Raw genomic sequence first — 17,061 nt, 5'->3', positions numbered from 1 at the left:
GAAGTGCGCAAAAGTTCGCTAGATCTCCAGGGTCAGAGGCCGCATTAAGCCGTTCACCCCGACGGCGGGCCAGCGCTCATCCACGCTGAGCACCCTGATGCCGCCGGCAGTGAGCAGCACGGTGTCCTCGATCTTCACCCCGGGGCCCGACGGGTTCCAGGTGAACGCCTGATTGAGCACCACCTCGTCATCGGTCGACGCCGTGACCCGCGGATCCCGGCCCGCGTACCCGGCGGGGCCGCCCTGATGATGCAGCCGCCACTGATCCGACCCAAATCCGTGAGCAGCGTAGGAACTGCGGATGACCTCGAAGATTCCGTCCAGCCGCGCACCCGGCACCGTCGCAGCGAAAATGTCCGCCTCCACAGCGGTAATGCGCGCCTCGGCGTCCCGCTCGGCGGCCGTCGATCCGTCAAAGCGCACCCAGCGGGTGACGTTCGCAACCATCCCGCGGCGCCGTGCACACACGACCGCCATCGCCCGCCGCCCCAACGGCGACGACGTCGGCAGCGGGTGCCGGAAAGCCGACCGCTCACGGCCATTGCAGAGCAGGACCAGCGGCTCAGCGCCCATCGCGATGACCCGCGCGCCCAGCTCAGCGGCGATGTCCCGTTCCGGCGTATGTGGCCTGGCGGCGGAGAGCACATCGGTCAGCGCACCCGCGACCTCCACGTTCAGTTCTGTGTACTGCTCCACCTCCGCGGGAAGAAGCGACTGCCTCGCGTCGCGCAGCTCCCGCCGCACGCTCGCCTCATCCAGCGGCTGCGAAGGGGACAGCCGGCTCACAACCTCGTCCATTGATCCGTGCCAGGGAACCGGATGAACGACGACGTCGGCCGGCAGCTCCTCGCGGATCAACCGGTCCGCCTCATTATTGAACGTGACCAGATGGTCCCGTTCGCGGTCAATCAGCAGCATGGCGATGGGATCCCCCGCGAAGCTGATATGCAGACGGCTTCCGCCCAGATACCAGGTCATCGCGGTGTTGGTGGTCAACAGCAGCGAGTCACGGCCCGCGCGGTCAAGGATCTCAAGGATCCGGCCGCGCTTGACGGCGCGCTCCTCGGCACGGTTGTCGACACGCTCCACGGCTGGATTCGCAGTTGGGTCCGAAAGCGTCTCGAGCCCGGGAGCTGAAGTGGTGGTCATGGGTGCCTTTCATCGGCCGCGAGGATGCGGACTGCATCAGGGGTCAGAGCTCCGTCGGCAATGAGGACGGTGACGGACCGGGCAAGGGGAGCCTCGCGTGTGGTGGTGACCGCCCGGTCCCAGGCGAGGGCAAGCCCCACTCCGGGGTAACCCTCGGCCCGGACGAACCAGGGGTCAATCGCGTTGTCGTTCGGCAGGAAGAGCAGCGTCGCCGGTCGGCCGTCGAAGGTGCCCTGCCAGCACAGCCAGTCAGAGACGGTGCCGTGGACACCCGCTTCACCGGAGGCGTCCGCCGTCGTCATGGTGGTGTTTTCGCCGGCGGGGAGGCGCCAGAAAAAGCCGCCATACCCTCCGCCGCTGCGCCCATTCGAGCCCGGGCTCCCAAGGGACACCGCGTCCTCGCCGGCAGGTGTCAGGGAAAAGTCGATCGTGAGCGCCCAGACGGCGTCATTCACCTTGCGCCAGCTGATACGGCGGGCTTCATGCAGCAGGGCGGAACCGTCAGGGCCACTCCAGCGCAGCGCTTCCTCGAGGGAATTACGCTGTTGCACCAGCCCGGTGCGGGTGATCCGGCCGTGGTCCGGGCGCCACACGTAGCCCTGCGCCTCGCGACGGTAGGTTCGGCCGCCCCAGAAGTTCACGCCGTCGACGTCCTGCACGGCAACGCCTGCGCCGAGATGCCACACATGGTCTGCGGGGAAGTGGTCGGTGACTATGACGCCGTCGAGCGTTGTGACGGGATGCAGGTAGGGGCGCGGTGAAAGGAAGGGAGAGACCGCGGTGCCGTCCCGGTAGGACCCGACCTCGCGACCGCCCAGCACCAGCGGCACGGACGACGACGGCACGGAAGACGACGACGGCGCTCGCCGCGCCCAGCCCGGGTCCAGTTCAGACAGGGTCGCCTGGGCGAGACACGCCCGCTGCAGGAGGTCCTCGATGCCGTGCACCACGGGATGCGAATCATCACCGTCGCCGATCCAGGTGACGTGCGAAGGATCAATGGGCTGCGGCGCCGGGGCCAGCCGGACGGCGTCAAGCACCCGCATGAAGGCGCCGGAAGAGGCGAGCGGGCTGATCAGCGCCGTGCCGGCCGTCCGGTGTTCAAGCAGGTTCTCCAGCAGGTTGGCGCGCCCGAAGTGCTCGGTGACAGTGCCGTCCGCAGTGGTGACGGCCAGCTCGTCCTCGGTGTAGTACAGCACGGCGGTTCCCTGTGTGCCGTGGAGCGTGACGCTGGGTCGCGTCTGCTCCGCGGCACACAGGGTAAGTGCGAGCGTAACCACCCTGCCGGATGCTGTGCGCACCCGGATAGTGGACGTGTCATCGCACTCGATGTCGTGGGCCCGGTACAGGTCCGTCTCGACGGTAGCCACGTCGGACGCCTCCCTTGCACCGGCCACACGAAGGGCGGTCGCAACCGCATGGGCAAGCGGATTGGTGGCCACGCCGTCGACCACGTCCACTCCGTCCAGCGTCCGCTTTCCCGCCCAGCGGGAACGTCCGAAGTAGCCCCGGGTCCGCACCCACGTACCCAGCGCACTGACGCCCCGAACCGAACCCAGCGTTCCCGATGCCACGAGATCGTCGAGCCGGTCAAGCGCTGCCGAACCCAGGCTTTGAAACCCGGTCTGCACGGCAACGCCTGCTTTTTCGGCAGCGGCGAGGAGCGAGTTGTACTGCTCCATCGACGCCACCGGAGGCTTCTCCACATACACATCCGCGCCGGCCTCGATCGCCGCGTGGGCGAGCGGCGCGTGTGCCTGGATCGGGGTGGCAATAACGACGACGTCGGGCGCCACCCCCGCGGCGAGCAGATCCTCCAGATTCGCGAACACGCCCACCCCGGCACGCAGCGCGCCGTCCTCGGGCGGACGGGGGTCCGCCACGGCAACAAGCCGTGCGGCGCCGTCGTCCTCCAACCGGCGAAGGTTGTCCAGGTGGCGGGCACCGTAGCCATGGACGCCCACCAGCGCCACGCGTGCAACGCGGACGGGGTCGTCGGCAGCACCCTCGGAGAGGTGCAGCGGGCGGGGTGCGGGGTCAAGCATGATCGATTTCCGTTCCGGGATAATCAGCCTGCGCTGATCATGCCTTCGATTTCTGCGGTCAGTTTCTCCGTTGCCTCAACCGGGGTCAGGTTGTCGAAGAGAACCTCGGAGACGTAGCGCTTGACCGTGTCCTGGACGCCACCGGCACCGACGGGCGAGGGCAGTGGGGCTGCGCCCATGTCGGGGCTGATCTCCTCGAGGAAGTCGACCACCGTCTGATCGGTTTCATTCAGCTCAGGGGCAATAGCAGCGGCCATATCCGGGTTGGCGGGCACTCCACGGTCAACCAGCATCTTCTTCGCAGCATCGGGGTTGTTCGCGAGGTAGTTCACGAACGCTGCCGCAGCTTCCTGATCATCGGACTGGCTGGAGACAGACCAGTACATCGAAGCCTTGTAGTACATGCCGTTCTCAGCGGCGTCACCTGACTCTGACGGCGGACGAAGCATGGTCACTTCGCTGCCGCTCGCCGACTCCACCGCAGAAAGCTGGTTGGACCAGTACCAACCCATTGCCGCGCGGTTGGTGGCGAAGCCGCCGGCTTCGAAGGATCCCGACAGCTCCTCGGTGTAGCGGGCGGCACTCGGGCCGCCGCCGTCGCGCACCTCGAGGAGGTGTTCGAACCAGGCGGTCAGAGTTTCGGGTGAGTAGCCCACGGTGCCGGGTTCGTCGTCGTTATAGAGGTTCTCACCCTGCTGACGGAGCCAGATCCGCAGGTCCACGTCCTGGGCGCCATACTCGGTGCCGACAATGTCGCCGCCCAGCTTCTCGCTCAGCTCGGCCGAGATGCGGTAGTAGTCGTCCCACGTCCAGGTGGTGTCATCGGGGAGTTCCATGCCTGCCTGCGTGAACAGGTCCTGGTTGGCCATGATCACGTAGGCGTTCTGGCCTGTGGACAACCCATACAGGCCTTCCTCGTAGCGCCCGAGGTTGAGGGCGGCGTCGTCGAACTTGGAGGTGTCCAGGCCTTCGAGGGTGCTGAGGTCCGCCAGTGCGCCGCGGCCGGCGTACTCCTGCAGGTACTTCTCGTCCATGGTGATGACGTCCGGGGCATCGCGGCCGGCCGTGGTGGTTGCAAGCTTGTCCCAGTAGCCGCCGAAGTCAGAGTACTCACCCTCGATGGTGATGCCCTCATTCTCCGCTTCGAACATGTCGATGATCTCCTGGTTCGCCACGTGGCGTGGATCCGATCCCCACCAGGAGAAGCGGAGATTCCCGTCACCTGCGGCGGCGCTGTCACCGCCGCCGGCGTTGCCGCAGGCGCCCAGTGACGCCGTGAGCACGACGGCGGCAGCCGCAGCTGTCAGAGTTCGCGTCGAGCGAGAGAAGTTCTTCATTGAATCTCTTCCTGTCTTATCGGGTGGTGGATTTGTTCGGATAGATGGTGCGTGGTCAGCCTGCGCTGATCATGCCTTCGATTTCAGCGGTCAACTGCTCGGTTGCCTCTTCGGGAGTGAGGTTGTCGAAGAGGACCTCACCCACATAGCGGACGATCGTTTCCTGCACGGTTCCCGCTCCGATGGGGGAGGGCTTCGGCGAGTCGGAGACCTCGGGTTCGATCTCCTCGAGGAAGGACACGACTGTCTGCTGGGACTCATCGAGCTTGGGTTCGATGGCTGCGGCCATGTCGGGGTTGGCGGGGACGCCACGGTCCACGAGCATCTTCTCGGCGGCCGCGGGATCGTTGGCCAGGTAGTTCACGAAGTCGGCTGCGGCTGCCTGGTCATCTGACTGGCTGGAGACGGACCAGTACATGGACGCCTTGTAGTACATGCCGTTGTCCTCGGCGTTGCCGGACGGCGAGGGCACCCGGAGAATGCGGATGTCGTCACCGGTGGCGGCGCCGAGGGCACCCAGCTGGTTGGACCAGTACCAACCCATGGCGGTCTTCTTTGTGGGGAAGTTCTCGGCCTCGAAGGTGCCGGCAGCCGCTTCAGTGAACTGAGCCGCGCTGACGCCGCCGCCGGTGTCGCGGACGTTGAGCAGGTGCTCGAACCAGGAGAGCAGGTTCTCCTGCGAGTAACCCACGGTGCCCGGCTCATCCTCGCTGTAGAGTTCCTCGCCGTTCTGGCGCAGCCAGATGCGCAGATCGCCGTCGAGCGCGCCGTAATCGGTTCCCGCGACCTCACCCAAGTTCTCGCTGATCGTGGCCGAAAGCTCGTAGTAGTCATCCCAGGTCCACGTGCTGTCGTCCGGGATCTCGACGCCGGCTTCAGCGAAGAGGTCCGCGTTGACCATGACCGAGTAGGCGTTCTGGCCGGTGCTCAGCCCGTACACGCCGTCCTCGTAACGCCCGAGGTCCAGAGCGGCTTCGGGGAACTTGGACAGGTCGAGGTTTTCGAGCTCGGTGAGGTCCGTCAGGGCTCCGCGGCCCGCGTATTCCATGATGTATTTCTCGTCCATGGTGATGACATCGGGGGCATCCCGGCCCGCCGTCGTCGTCGCCAGCTTGTCCCAGTAACCGGAGAAGTCGGAGAATTCGCCGGCTACGGTGACGCCCTCGTTGTTCGTTTCATAGATGTCGATGATTTCCTGGGTTGCCTCGTGGCGTGGGTCCGATCCCCACCAGGAGAAGCGGAGGTTGCCGTCGCCGGCGGCTTCACTGCCGCCGTTGCCGCAGGCTCCCATTGACAGTCCGAGGACGACGGCGAGAGAGGCAGCCGTAACGGTGCGGACAGGGCGCGAGAACTTCTTCATTGAATTTCTTCCAATCTTTCGAGCGGTTGTCTGGTGACCTGAGCGGTCTATTTGATGCCTGTGGTGGCGATGCCCTTGACCAGGTACTTCTGGCCGAAGAGGAAGACCAGGAAGACAGGGAGCAGGGAGACGATGGACATGGCGAACATCGAGCCCCAGGAGGAGGTGGCGGTGCTGTCCACAAAGGAGCGCAGGGCAACCGGCACCGTGTACATCTCGGGGTCGGTCAGGTAGATCAGCTGGCTGAAGAAGTCGTTCCAGGTCCAGATGAAGGTGAAGATGGTGGTTGTGGCCAGCGCGGGCATCATCAGCGGAAGGATGATGCGGGTGAAGATCCGCACGTGGCCGCAGCCGTCAATCCGCGCCGCCTCGTCGAGTTCCTTCGGCAGTCCGCGGATGAACTGCACCATGAGGAACACGAAGAACGCGTCCGTGGCGAGCAGCTTGGGAAGCACCAGCGGAATGAAGGTGTTCACCCAGCCAAGCTCCGAGAAGATGATGTACTGCGGCACGATGATCACGTGGATGGGCAGCATGATCGTCATGAGCATGATGGCGAACAACAGGTTACGACGGCGGAACTTCAGCCGTGCGAAGGCGTAGGCGGCCATGGAGCAGGACACCAGATTGCCGATGATCGAGCCGATCACCACGATCATCGAGTTGATCATGTAGTGCCCGAACGGTGACTGGAGGGCGTTCCAGCCTTCCGTGTAGTTGCTGATCTCGAAGGTGGTGAGCCAGAGGCCGGCCTCACGGAAGATCACGTCATTCGGCCGGAGCGAGCTCACCAGCATCCACAGCAGCGGGTAGAGCATGATGACGCCGAAGACAATGAGCACAAGGTGCTTGATCAGGCGGCTTCCCGTGCTTCCGCTCAGCTCCTCGTTGTTCCGGTTCTTCCGGCGAACCGGCGGCGTCTTGGGAGTCTGTTTCAGTTCCGCTGCAGGGGCGGTGCTGGTCTGGGGCGCGATATTAGTCGTCATAGAACACCCACCATTTCGAGGCGATGAAGTTGATGAAGGTAAAGGCGGCGATGATGAGCAGCAGCAGCCACGCCATGGCCGAGGCGTACCCCATATTGAAGTTGCCGAAGCCCTGTTGGTAGAGGTACAGCGTGAAGAACATCGTTGAGTCTGCAGGGCCGCCGGTGCCGCCGGAAACGACGAACGCCTGCGTGAAGGACTGGAAGGCTCCGATGATCTGGAGCACCAGGTTGAAGAAGATGATCGGGGTGAGCAGCGGGGCCGTGATGGTGGTGAACTGCCGCACCTTCGACGCGCCGTCCATGGCCGCAGCCTCGTAGTACATCGTGGGGATCTGGCGGAGACCGGCCAGGAAGATCACCATTGGCGCACCGAAGGTCCAGACGTTGAGCACCATCAGCGTGCCCAGCGCGGTCGAGGGGTCCGCGATCCACCCCATGCCCTCGATGCCGACCAGTGCCAGAAGTTGGTTGATGAGCCCCGAGGTTCCGAAGATTTGCCGCCACAGGACAGCGATGGCAACGGAGCCGCCGAGCAGGGAGGGCAGGTAGTAGACGGAGCGGTAGAAGCTCAGGCCCCGCATGCCGCGGTCCAGGATCAGTGCAAGCGCCAGTGCTGCGATGAGCTGGAGGGGAACCGAGACGAAGACGTAGAGGAAAGTCACTCCGAGGGAGTTCTGGAGCCGGGTGTCCTCGAACATCCGAAGGTAGTTGTCCAGCCCGGTCCATTCCGGTGGCTGGAGCAGGTTGTAGTCGGTGAAGGACAGGTACAGCGATGCACCCATGGGACCGATCGTGATGAGGGCCAGCCCCACCAGCCACGGAGCAAGGAACAGGTAGGAGACCAGCTCCTCCTTCTTCTCGGCAGCGGTCAGCTTCCGCTTCTTTCCTTGCGGCTCTTTCTTCAGCCGGGACATCTCACTCAGAGCTGACATGGCCGCTCCTTTCCGAGATCGTGAGCGCGCATCCCGGCGCCGCCGCGAACGCGTCGTTCGGAAGCTTCATGGGGAACCTTCTGTCGGTTGTAGGGCTTGTGCTCGATATATGAGAAAACGCTTTCTCGGGACTGCAAACGACCCTAGTGTGTGATGCGCCACACGTCAAGGAAAACGTTTTCCAGCGCGGATTGCGTCGTCATATCGGATCGCATTCGGCGATCAGTGCGTGAGGGAACGACCAGTGTTAGAGGGAACGAGCCAGGAATGCCAGCGCGTCCTGGAGCATGTCAGCGGTGACCACGTGGCCGGCGTCGTACCAGGATCCGGTATAGCGACCCGGCGCATCGTGCGCGATGGCACTCAACATCGCGTCGGCGTCGTGCATGCCCTCGGGCGTGAAGAGCGGATCCTGGCCCGCGTACTGCACGAGGTAACGGCACGCAGTACTGATGGCAGTGAGCTCCGGCCAATCGAACGACGACGCCAGGCCCGGAGTGGCAAGCAGCCACGAGTGGGCGTCCAGGTGGGAAGGAAGAAGGCCCTCGAAGGTGGTCATCATGCAGCAGACGACGGCGGCGCGCACCTCCGGCGCAAGAGCTGACAGGATCAGTGCCCGTCCTCCACCGCCGGAGAAACCGCCGACGCCGATACTTCCGTTCTCTACGCCGGGCAGGTTTCGCAGGACTTCCAAAGCCGCCAGATCCTCAAAGGCCACCATTCCGGCGTAGCTGGTGCCGAGCAGGCCGGCAGTCTTCGCGATCGTGTGTTCATGGATGGCAGCAGCGGCGTTGTACTCCATGGCGGGCGTCGGCTGGATGCCTTCCTCCCGCCAGAGCGCTCGCCGTGCGGCGAGCCCCTCAGCTACGCGTGCGGGTGGCGGGTCGAGCAGGAACTTCCGGCTGCCCCAGCTGAAGGAATCGTGGACCAGCACAGCGAAGCCGGCGCGGGCCAGCTCGTTGGCGACGGCGCGGCCGGAGTAGAGGTCTCGCTGAAGGTTTGCCACTTCGGCGCTGGTTTCAGAGCCGGCGTCGATCAGGCGCTCCGCACCAAGCCACTTGTTGCCGCCATGGCAGTGGAGCCACAAAATGCCGGGAAGAGGGCCATCCGTTCCTGCGGGTCTCAGCAGGTAGCCCTTGGTGGGTGGGCCGTATGGCAGTTCCCATCCAAGCTCCTGCAGTTCAATGCCGTCGATCACCTGGGTGCGGTGTACCGTGACCGGCGGTTCGGGGACGGGTTCGGGTACGCCGAGGGCCTGGGCCAGTCTCGCGCTCGCCATGTTGTGCCCCTGGTATGTGCCGAGCTGCCGCAGGGCGTCGGGCCAGTCCTCGAAGCCGCCGATTGGGCTCGGGAGTGACGTCATGGACGGTTCGCGGAGCGTGAGCTGGGCCAGGACCCTACCCGAGCGGTCGGGTTTCGGAGGAGCATCATCCACCGTCCGCCGGGAAGGAGCCGGGCCAGTCCTCGAGCCGGATTCTCCTGATCCGGCGTACCTCGCCCACCGTTCCCCATTCGTCCCGGCCCAGCCGCGACAGCGGCTTGAGTAGGTCCACGCGAGGGTGGTCGCCGTCGAGCACGTGTTCGGAAATGGCTGCATGGACTACCTCGCCCAGGATCAGGGTGCAGTTGCCCACGGGAATGAGACTGTGCAGGCGGCACTCCAGCGCAACGGGGGATTCGTGTACGCGCGGCGTACTGATCAAGGTGCTCGCTTCGCGTTGCAGGCCGGCGGCGTCGAACTCGCTCACTTCGGGCCCGAATGCGGTGCCCGTTGCGTTGATGCGTTCAAACAGGTTCTCCGGAGTGAAGTTCACGGTGAACTCGCCGCTTGCCCGGATGTTCCGCAGGCTGTCCTTTTCACCGACCGACGTGAACTGGATGATCGGCGGGTCCGTCGATGCAACGGTGAAGAAGGAATGCGGCGCGAGGTTGTCCACACCGCTCTCCGACCGCGACGCTACCCACGCGATGGGGCGCGGCACCACCGTACTGGTGAGCAGCTTGTAGAACGCCGCGGCTGAGAGTTGGTCCCTGTGGAAGTCCCTGCGCATGTACCGAGCCTAAGGTGCGGCGGCGCAGCATCCCACCGGATCACGGGTTTCACTGGGAATGTTTAGACACTCCCAGTGGAACCCGTCATTGAGTGGGATGCTCGGTATCAAGCGCGTGAAGGAAGGCTTGCAAGCAGCTCATCGAGGCGCTCGTAACCCTCGGTCATGCCGCCCTCCATGCCGGACTGCGCCATGCCGTCGCGAGCCTCCTGGGAGGGGTAGACGGAGTGGCCGATCAGTTTGCAGCGTCCGCCGCCGAGGTCTTCGAAGGTCAGGGACTCGATACTGACGACGTCGGGATAACCGAGGAATTCGAAAGTCTGAATAGCGAACTCGTTGTCCCGCACGGTGTGGAAGACGCCGCTGAAGTCATAGCGTTCACCATCCGGCCCGATATGGGTATAGCGGTAGCTGCCGCCGGTTCGGAAGTCATAGTGGTCGATTTCGGCTTTCATTCCACGAGGGCCGAGCCAGTTCGCGATCATCGCGGGGTCCCTGTGGGCTTCGAAGACGGCTTCGACCGGGAAGTCGAACTCCCGCTCGACGTCGATGTAGGGGACGCCTTCCGGCACGGAAAGCTTGAGTGGGTTGCTCATGATGGGTCCTTGGGTGCGCGGCCAGTTCTGGCCTGGATTTCGAGTAGATCATCGAGTGCGCGGAACTGGCTCTCACGGGCAAGCCTGTATTGGTCAATCCACGCGGTGAGCGCCTCCAGCCGTGCAGGGTTCAGGTGCACTGGGCGACGCTGGGCATCACGCGAGCGGGTTACCAGTTCAGCCTGTTCGAGGACCTGAATGTGCCTGGAGATTGCCTGCTTGGTGATGTTGAACGGTGCAGCCAACTCATTGACGGTTGCGGGTCCGCGGCTGAGGTGGGCGATGATGCTGCGTCGCGCCGGGTCTGCCAAAGCCATGAAGGCCCGGTCCAGACGATCAGCGTCCCCATCCATTATCAACTGCTTCCTTTATCAACGAACTGGTTGATTACTAACGTAAGCCTGATGCCCCATTGAGTCAAGGGTTTTGTCTGATTAGCGGCTCGGAACCACCAGCGCGCCTTCTACCGCCTGAGCAATGCTTCGAGATTCAATGGTGCTGCTCCGGTGAGGTCCTGCACCGCCGTCGTCGTCCGTTCCAGCTGACCGGAGGCAATCGCTGTGTAGGTGGTCACCCACGCGTCCAGTTGCCAGTCCGGAACCCCGTAGGAGGCGCGTGAAGCATAGGCCTCCTCCACGGTCTCCTCCTCGTAGCGGGTCTGGCGACCAGTCACCCGCGTGACGATTGCCGCGACCTCGCTGAGCGAGAGGGCTTCGGGGCCGGTGAGATCCCAGGTCCGCCCCACGTGCGCGTTCGGATTTTCAAGCACGACGACGGCGGCACGCGCCACGTCCGTCCGCGCCACTGCTGCTACCCGGCCATTGCCGGCAGGTCCGCGAAGCACGCCTTCGTCACTCGCGAAAAGAGGCAGAACATCCAGGTAGAAGTTGTCCCGCAGGAACGTGTGGGCCATTCCGGAGTTGCGGATGTGCTCCTCGGTTGCCCAATGATCCCGGCCCAGCGTGAAGGTCGCGTCCGGCGCAGCGGCAAGGAAGGAGGTGTAGATAATGTGTTGAACGCCGGCTTCCACGGCGGCATCGATGAACGTTCGGTGCTGATCCACGCGGTCCTCGGCTTCTGCACCGGACACCATGAACAGCACGTCGCTCCCGTGCAGCGCCTTCACTGCGGGCTCCCGGTCGGCGTAGCTCGCTGTCGCGATTGTCGCTCCCGGGAGGTCCGGCGCCCGTGCGGGGTCACGCACCAGAAGCGTTTGTTCGTATCCTGCGTGGGACAGGCGGCGGGCTATTTCGCCGCCGACGCGTCCGGTTGAGCCGGTAACCGCAAGTCGTGGAGTCATGCTGGGTTGAGCGCGCGGACCTGCTTCAATATTCCGAATTCACCGTGACTTTCCCGCGGCGAAACGTGAATGACGAAGGAAAGTCGTCCGTCATCCCTACCGTGGAGCGGTGTCCAGGCTGTATGTCGCGATCGGTGATTCCTTCACGGAGGGAGTGGGGGACTGGGACTCCCGCTATCCCAATGGCGTCCGTGGCTGGGCGGATCGCGTGGCCAAACAACTGAGCAAACAGGACCCGAGCTGGCGCTACGCCAACCTCGCGATCCGTAGCAAGCGGCTTCGCCAGATCGTCGACGAGCAACTGCAGCCCGCGCTCGACCTCCACCCCAGCGTTGTCAGCGTCTATGCCGGTGGGAACGACATCCTCGAACTGCGCGCCAGCATCACCCCGCTCATGGAGACCTACGAGGAAATGGTGTCCCGCATCGCGGCCGCCGGCGCCCGGCCACTCCTTTTCACGGGTTTCGACGTCCGACTGCATCCGGTCCTCGAACCGATGCGACGCCGGAACTGGACCTACAACGACCATGTGCGCCGGATCGCCGACACCTATGGCGCCCTGCTCGTGGACTACTGGTGCTTCGAGGAGTACGACGATCCGCGCCTCTGGGACATCGACCGCCTCCACATGTCCCCGGCCGGCCACAGGAACATGGCCGCCCAGGTGCTGCGCGTGCTTGGCATCGACCACACGCTCACGTCCAAACCCCTGCGGCCCCGGCAGCGTTCGACCATGGCCGAACTGCTCCGCGCGGAGTCAGTGTGGTGGGGTGAGTGGGTGATCCCAATGTTTGGACGGCGCCTGCGCAATGTGACTCTCGGTGATGACCTCGAGCCGCGCTGGCCTGTACCGATCCGCCCGGCAGACGGGCTGAAGCGACTGGCAGCCGGGCGGTTCAGTCCTTCAGCGGGTCATGCCCCCAGTTCATGAGCGAGTAGCGCCACTTTGAATGCTCGACGTCGGAGGAAGGCTTCTGCGCGAGGTGCCGGTGGACATAGCCCACCACCTTGCGCATGTGCGCAGCGTCTGAGTCGGTGAGGTCCGCTTTCTTCGTGGACAGGAGTTTGATGATGCGGCGGCCGGACGCGTGCCCAACTGACTCGCCGCCGTCGTCCTTCTGCCCGACCTCCTTTGATTCCTCCGTGTCCAGCCACTTCTCCACCTGGGATGCCGTCATATTGACGGCTTCCTTCCATTCGTCCCAGACCTCGTCAACGCTGGTGGTGTCCGACATGTCTACTCCTGTCCTCGTACACTGGATTCATCATGACTTTCATCAACAAGTACCGCGTCCCGATTGTCTGGCTCTTAGTCATCGCCATGGTGGCCTCCGTCGGAGCCGGCTTCTTCGCCACCATTTTCTAGGGCTGGTTCCAAGCCAATCACCACAGCCGGCCGGCACCGGGAACCTGAATCCGCAGCCACCGGTATCCGTAGGCGGGCAGCTTCACTTTGAGGGTTTCGCCCGGATGGATATCGGTCCGGGTGTCCTGCAGCAGGTCCGTGAGGATGCCACCGCCGTCGGGCACATCGCCGTCGTTCAGTTTCACCGACGCTTCGGCGGGCTCGGCCGCAAAGTTATGGAAGATGAACAGGGAGTTTTCTTCCCAGTCGCAGCGGTGAGCCAATACGGCGGGGTTGGGGGTGTCGATCAGCGAGAACGCGCCCCAGCCCAGTTCGGGGCATTCCCGGTAGCGGCGGATCAGGGTACCCATGAAGCCGAGCAGGGATGACGGATCCCGCCTGGCGGCGACCACATTGACCTTGTCGGGTCCAAACTCCCCTTCCACGAGCGGCGCCACCAGCTTGTCCGGCGGCGCGGAGGAGAAGCCGGCGCTGTCCTCGTCTGTCCATTGCATCGGGGTGCGTACAGCCAGCCGGCCCTCGGCCGCCAGGTTCTCACCCATCCCGATCTCTTCGCCGTAGAACAGCACCGGCGTCCCGGGGAGGGAGAACAGCAGCGAATACACCATGCGGATGCGCTGCTGATCGCCGCCCAGCATGGGAGGGAGCCGCCGCTTGAGGCCCCGGCCGTATACCTGCATGTTCTTTTCAGGTCCGAAGGCGTCGAATACTTCCTGCCGCTCGGAGTCCAGGAGTTTGTCCAGGGTCAGCTCGTCATGGTTCCGGACGAAAGTGGCCCATTGGCTGTCGGGATCGATGGAGGGCCGGTCGGTAAGAGTGCGTGCCAGTGCACGCGCATCGCCCCGGGCCAGGGACAGGTACATCTGCTGCATTGTCACGAAGTCGAACTGCATGTTGAGCTCATCAGCGGCGTCACCGAAGAACTCGACCTGCTGTTCATAGGGAAGATTGACCTCGCCGAGAAGCACTGCGTCACCGGTGCGCCGCGAGAGAAACCGGCGCAGGTTGCGCAGATAGTCGTGCGGGTCCCCGGCTTGATCATCAATGCCCTTCGTTTCAAGGAAGAAGGGCACAGCGTCCACCCGGAACCCGGAAAGCCCCAGTTCCAGCCAGAAGCCCATCGCTTTGGCGATCTCGTCACGGACCATGGGATTTGCGACATTGAGGTCCGGCTGGTGCGAATAGAAGCGGTGCAGGTACCACTCGCCCGTTTTCCGGTCCTTGGTCCAGATGGAGTTCTCCTTGTCCGGAAACACCACCTCACTGGAGGTATCCGGCGGCGGATCCGATCGCCAGACGTAGAAGTCGCGGTAGGGATTGTCCTTCGAGGAACGCGCCTGCGTGAACCAGGGATGCTGATCGGAAGTGTGGTTGACCACGAGGTCCGCAATCACGCGCATTCCGCGGTCCTTCGCCGTCCGGATGAACTCCACCAGGTCTCCGAGGGAACCCAGCCGCCCGTCCACCCCGTAGAAGTCGATGATGTCGTACCCATCGTCACGCTGCGGCGAAGGATAGAACGGCATCAACCAGACGCACGTGATGCCGAGTTCTGCGAGATAGTCCAGCCGCTGGGCAGCACCGGCGAAATCCCCCACGCCGTCGCCGTCGGAATCGCAGAAGGTCTCGATATCCAGGCAGTAGATGACCGCGTTCTTCCACCAGAGGTCAGAGGTGTCCGTGACGCGCATCAGCGGACCTCGGGCAGAACACGCTCGGCAAAGGCCTCAATGAACGGCTTCTGCTCCGTCCCCACGTAGTGCAGGTACAGCTCATCGAAGCCGAGGTCTGCGAACTCCCGCAATCGTTGGGCGTGGACAGCGAGATCCGCCGAAATCTGTACGGTGCTTCGAAGCTTCTCCTCGGTGACGTCCCGTGTGGCTTCCTCGAAGTCGGAGGGGCGGGCTAAATCCCACGCCGTTGGGGGTGACAGGGTGTTAGACCCCCACTGCCGAAGTGCCACCTCAAGAGCCTCCTGTTCCGTCGGCGCCCAGGACACGTGCACCTGGAGGACCGCTTTTCCCCTGCCGCCTGCACCTCGGTAGGCAGCAAGCATGTCGGCGAGCTTCGCGGGTTCCTGGTTGACCGTTACCAGTCCATCCGCCCACCGGGCGCTACGCTCAGCAGTCTCAACGCTGATTGCCGGAGCGATGAGCGGCGGCTTCACCTCAGGGATCTCCCACAATCGCGCGCGATCCACGGTCACATGGCCGCGGTGGGTGACCTCCTCGCCGTCGTGCATGCGCCGGATGATGTCGACACACTCCTCGATGCGTTCCTGCCGCACATTCTTGGGTGGCCAGGGGTCTCCGGTGATGTGTTCATTGAGATTTTCACCGCTGCCCAGGGCCGCCCAGAAGCGTCCGGGAAACATGCACGCCAGGGTGGCGCTTGCCTGGGCGATGATAGCGGGGTGGTATCGCTGCCCAGGCGCGGAGACAACGCCGAAGCGCAGGCGGGTGGTGGCGAGCGCGGCCCCGAGCCAGGACCAGGCGAAGGCGGAATGGCCTTGTGCCCGTGACCATGGCTCAAAGTGATCGGAGCACATGGCGGCCTCGAACCCGGCCTGCTCAGCGAGCTGGACATCCTCGAGTAGCTGCGACGGTGTATTTTGCTCGTGTGATGCGTGAAAACCAATCAGCGTCATGCGCGCCTCCCTGTTCGGCCTTGAAGCCCTTAGCGGGTCCGGCATAGTGTGATAAGTAGGCTTACCTTTGCATGTGAGCCTAGTCTTCCTTCGGTTCGCCCTCAAGGGAGGCGTTACACCGACTGCCCGGATTGCCAGGAGGAAATCGTGAGCAACGCATCGAAAGACCAGTACACCTTCCAGAACCCCGTCACCAGGTTCCCCGAGATTTCCCCGCCTAAACAGGACCAGCCGGAGCCTGGACTGGACCAGAATCTTGAGCCGCAGACAGACCGCGGCGAAGAGTCGTACCGCGGCACCGGCCGCCTTGAGGGCAGGAAAGCCCTCATCACGGGAGCTGATTCCGGCATCGGTGCGGCAGTGGCCATTGCGTTCGCACGGGAAGGCGCCGACGTCGCGCTTTCCTACCTTCCCGAGGAGGAGGCGGACGCTGACGAGATTGTCCGCCTGATTGAAGAGTGTGGACGCACGGCGGTGAAGCTGCCCGGCGACATCAAGGACGGAGAGTTCTGCAAGGACCTGGTGACACGGGCGGTGGAGGGCCTCGGCGGCCTTGACATCCTCGTCAACAACGCGGGCAAGCAGATCGCGGTGGAGCGGCTTGAAGACATCGACGACGAGCAGCTTGACCACACATTCAAGACGAACATCTACTCGTTCTTCCGCATCACGCGGGAAGCGTTGAAGCACCTGCCGGCCGGATCGAGCATCATCAACACCACGTCGATCCAGGCGTACAACCCGTCACCGACGCTCCTCGACTACGCCAGCACCAAAGCTGCGATCAACAACTTCACCAAGGGCCTCGCGCAGCAGCTGGCGCCGCGCGGCATCCGCGTGAACGCCGTCGCCCCCGGTCCGTTCTGGACACCGCTGCAGGTATCGGACGGGCAGCCAAAGGATGCGCTGCCCGAGTTCGGAAAGGACACCCCGCTGGGGCGCGCCGGCCAGCCCACCGAACTTGCGCCGGCGTACGTCTTCCTCGCATCACCCGAATCGAGTTACGTGCTCGGCGAGACCCTGAACGTTAACGGCGGAAGCCCGACGCCGTAACCCGAAGTGTGCCGGCGTTAGAGCGTTCGGGAAGAAGTGTCCGGAGTGATTCCCGGGCGGGGCCGTCTCAGTCGGGGAAACGGGACGGCCCCGCTCGGGGGGGCTCTGGCAATGCCAGTGCCGGCAGGAGGAGAAGGTGGTCTCGCCCGTCTCTGTCCTGCGCTTTCACTATGGCGAGCAGACCTTGGAAAATCCTTGGGACGCGGGCCAGGAAAAAATAAGCGTGCTTATCACTTC

Annotated in this window: 16 protein-coding genes; 2 read left to right on the top strand and 14 right to left on the bottom strand. The window is 64.0% G+C overall.

Features of this window, described 5'->3' with window-relative positions:
* Positions 1 to 18: 18 nt before the first annotated feature.
* The 11 genes from JOD47_RS06015 to JOD47_RS05965 form a co-directional block, all read right to left on the bottom strand.
* On the bottom strand, positions 19 to 1,149 hold the full coding sequence (locus JOD47_RS06015; protein WP_204532889.1) for a M24 family metallopeptidase: 1,131 nt from the start codon (positions 1,147 to 1,149) through the stop codon (positions 19 to 21).
* Positions 1,146 to 3,194 (bottom strand): DUF6807 family protein, encoded by a 2,049-nt coding sequence (locus JOD47_RS06010; protein ID WP_204532886.1) that lies wholly within the window; start codon positions 3,192 to 3,194, stop codon positions 1,146 to 1,148. Before JOD47_RS06010 ends, JOD47_RS06015 begins: the two co-directional genes overlap by 4 nt.
* 23 nt (positions 3,195 to 3,217) lie before the next feature.
* Complete coding sequence (locus JOD47_RS06005; RefSeq protein ID WP_204532885.1) at positions 3,218 to 4,531, bottom strand: ABC transporter substrate-binding protein; 1,314 nt, start codon at positions 4,529 to 4,531, stop codon at positions 3,218 to 3,220.
* A gap of 55 nt (positions 4,532 to 4,586) precedes the next feature.
* Entirely contained in the window at positions 4,587 to 5,891 is a 1,305-nt protein-coding gene (locus JOD47_RS06000) for an ABC transporter substrate-binding protein (RefSeq protein ID WP_204532884.1), read from the bottom strand.
* A 47-nt stretch (positions 5,892 to 5,938) separates the two neighbouring features.
* Positions 5,939 to 6,877: a carbohydrate ABC transporter permease gene (locus tag JOD47_RS05995; RefSeq protein ID WP_204532882.1), complete on the bottom strand. Its 939-nt coding sequence runs from the start codon at positions 6,875 to 6,877 to the stop codon at positions 5,939 to 5,941.
* Complete coding sequence (locus JOD47_RS05990) at positions 6,867 to 7,811, bottom strand: carbohydrate ABC transporter permease (protein ID WP_204532880.1); 945 nt, start codon at positions 7,809 to 7,811, stop codon at positions 6,867 to 6,869. The genes JOD47_RS05995 and JOD47_RS05990 overlap by 11 nt, the downstream gene beginning before the upstream one ends.
* A 247-nt stretch (positions 7,812 to 8,058) precedes the next feature.
* Positions 8,059 to 9,174, bottom strand: coding sequence for a dienelactone hydrolase family protein (locus JOD47_RS05985; RefSeq protein ID WP_204532879.1), 1,116 nt, complete (start codon positions 9,172 to 9,174; stop codon positions 8,059 to 8,061).
* 64 nt (positions 9,175 to 9,238) lie between these two features.
* Positions 9,239 to 9,862 carry a flavin reductase family protein gene (locus JOD47_RS05980; protein WP_204532878.1) on the bottom strand — a complete coding sequence of 208 codons (624 nt, stop codon included), beginning with the start codon at positions 9,860 to 9,862 and terminating at the stop codon, positions 9,239 to 9,241.
* A gap of 107 nt (positions 9,863 to 9,969) precedes the next feature.
* Positions 9,970 to 10,458, bottom strand: coding sequence for an SRPBCC family protein (locus JOD47_RS05975; RefSeq protein ID WP_204532876.1), 489 nt, complete (start codon positions 10,456 to 10,458; stop codon positions 9,970 to 9,972).
* The gene (locus JOD47_RS05970) at positions 10,455 to 10,811 is read right to left on the bottom strand and encodes an ArsR/SmtB family transcription factor (RefSeq protein WP_204532874.1); all 357 of its coding nucleotides are present in this window, start codon (positions 10,809 to 10,811) and stop codon (positions 10,455 to 10,457) included. The genes JOD47_RS05975 and JOD47_RS05970 overlap by 4 nt, the downstream gene beginning before the upstream one ends.
* 110 nt (positions 10,812 to 10,921) lie before the next feature.
* A complete protein-coding gene (locus JOD47_RS05965; RefSeq protein WP_204532872.1) occupies positions 10,922 to 11,758 on the bottom strand; it encodes an SDR family oxidoreductase in 837 nt (278 codons plus the stop codon).
* A 109-nt stretch (positions 11,759 to 11,867) separates the two neighbouring features.
* Here JOD47_RS05965 and JOD47_RS05960 point away from each other — a divergent pair, with 109 nt between their 5' ends.
* On the top strand, positions 11,868 to 12,689 hold the full coding sequence (locus JOD47_RS05960; protein WP_307836209.1) for an SGNH/GDSL hydrolase family protein: 822 nt from the start codon (positions 11,868 to 11,870) through the stop codon (positions 12,687 to 12,689).
* Here JOD47_RS05960 and JOD47_RS05955 read toward each other — a convergent pair.
* The 3 genes from JOD47_RS05955 to JOD47_RS05945 form a co-directional block, all read right to left on the bottom strand.
* Positions 12,655 to 12,993: a DUF3140 domain-containing protein gene (locus tag JOD47_RS05955; protein WP_204532871.1), complete on the bottom strand. Its 339-nt coding sequence runs from the start codon at positions 12,991 to 12,993 to the stop codon at positions 12,655 to 12,657. The two genes, JOD47_RS05960 and JOD47_RS05955, sit on opposite strands and share 35 nt — an antisense overlap.
* A gap of 148 nt (positions 12,994 to 13,141) precedes the next feature.
* Positions 13,142 to 14,815: an alpha-amylase family protein gene (locus tag JOD47_RS05950; RefSeq protein ID WP_204532870.1), complete on the bottom strand. Its 1,674-nt coding sequence runs from the start codon at positions 14,813 to 14,815 to the stop codon at positions 13,142 to 13,144.
* On the bottom strand, positions 14,815 to 15,771 hold the full coding sequence (locus tag JOD47_RS05945) for a TIGR03885 family FMN-dependent LLM class oxidoreductase (RefSeq protein WP_204532866.1): 957 nt from the start codon (positions 15,769 to 15,771) through the stop codon (positions 14,815 to 14,817). The genes JOD47_RS05950 and JOD47_RS05945 overlap by 1 nt, the downstream gene beginning before the upstream one ends.
* A 147-nt stretch (positions 15,772 to 15,918) precedes the next feature.
* Between JOD47_RS05945 and JOD47_RS05940 the strand changes: the two genes are divergently transcribed.
* Entirely contained in the window at positions 15,919 to 16,824 is a 906-nt protein-coding gene (locus tag JOD47_RS05940) for an SDR family oxidoreductase (protein WP_372432791.1), read from the top strand.
* Positions 16,825 to 17,061: the final 237 nt, after the last annotated feature.

Origin of the sequence: Arthrobacter tumbae, assembly GCF_016907495.1 — a bacterium.
GTDB classification, from domain to species: Bacteria; Actinomycetota; Actinomycetes; order Actinomycetales; family Micrococcaceae; genus Arthrobacter_D; species Arthrobacter_D tumbae.
Note: the sequence above shows the minus strand (reverse complement) of the source record. Positions and strands in the feature narration are given on the sequence as shown.

What these genes read in the sequence shown, in the direction of transcription:
- JOD47_RS06015 (WP_204532889.1), bottom strand. Translation starts at nt 1,149, where the DNA reads ATGACCACCACTTCAGCTCCCGGGCTCGAGACGCTTTCGGACCCAACT.
- JOD47_RS06010 (WP_204532886.1), bottom strand. Translation starts at nt 3,194, where the DNA reads ATGCTTGACCCCGCACCCCGCCCGCTGCACCTCTCCGAGGGTGCTGCC.
- JOD47_RS06005 (WP_204532885.1), bottom strand. Translation starts at nt 4,531, where the DNA reads ATGAAGAACTTCTCTCGCTCGACGCGAACTCTGACAGCTGCGGCTGCC.
- JOD47_RS06000 (WP_204532884.1), bottom strand. Translation starts at nt 5,891, where the DNA reads ATGAAGAAGTTCTCGCGCCCTGTCCGCACCGTTACGGCTGCCTCTCTC.
- JOD47_RS05995 (WP_204532882.1), bottom strand. Translation starts at nt 6,877, where the DNA reads ATGACGACTAATATCGCGCCCCAGACCAGCACCGCCCCTGCAGCGGAA.
- JOD47_RS05990 (WP_204532880.1), bottom strand. Translation starts at nt 7,811, where the DNA reads ATGTCAGCTCTGAGTGAGATGTCCCGGCTGAAGAAAGAGCCGCAAGGA.
- JOD47_RS05985 (WP_204532879.1), bottom strand. Translation starts at nt 9,174, where the DNA reads ATGACGTCACTCCCGAGCCCAATCGGCGGCTTCGAGGACTGGCCCGAC.
- JOD47_RS05980 (WP_204532878.1), bottom strand. Translation starts at nt 9,862, where the DNA reads ATGCGCAGGGACTTCCACAGGGACCAACTCTCAGCCGCGGCGTTCTAC.
- JOD47_RS05975 (WP_204532876.1), bottom strand. Translation starts at nt 10,458, where the DNA reads ATGAGCAACCCACTCAAGCTTTCCGTGCCGGAAGGCGTCCCCTACATC.
- JOD47_RS05970 (WP_204532874.1), bottom strand. Translation starts at nt 10,811, where the DNA reads ATGGATGGGGACGCTGATCGTCTGGACCGGGCCTTCATGGCTTTGGCA.
- JOD47_RS05965 (WP_204532872.1), bottom strand. Translation starts at nt 11,758, where the DNA reads ATGACTCCACGACTTGCGGTTACCGGCTCAACCGGACGCGTCGGCGGC.
- JOD47_RS05955 (WP_204532871.1), bottom strand. Translation starts at nt 12,993, where the DNA reads ATGTCGGACACCACCAGCGTTGACGAGGTCTGGGACGAATGGAAGGAA.
- JOD47_RS05950 (WP_204532870.1), bottom strand. Translation starts at nt 14,815, where the DNA reads ATGCGCGTCACGGACACCTCTGACCTCTGGTGGAAGAACGCGGTCATC.
- JOD47_RS05945 (WP_204532866.1), bottom strand. Translation starts at nt 15,771, where the DNA reads ATGACGCTGATTGGTTTTCACGCATCACACGAGCAAAATACACCGTCG.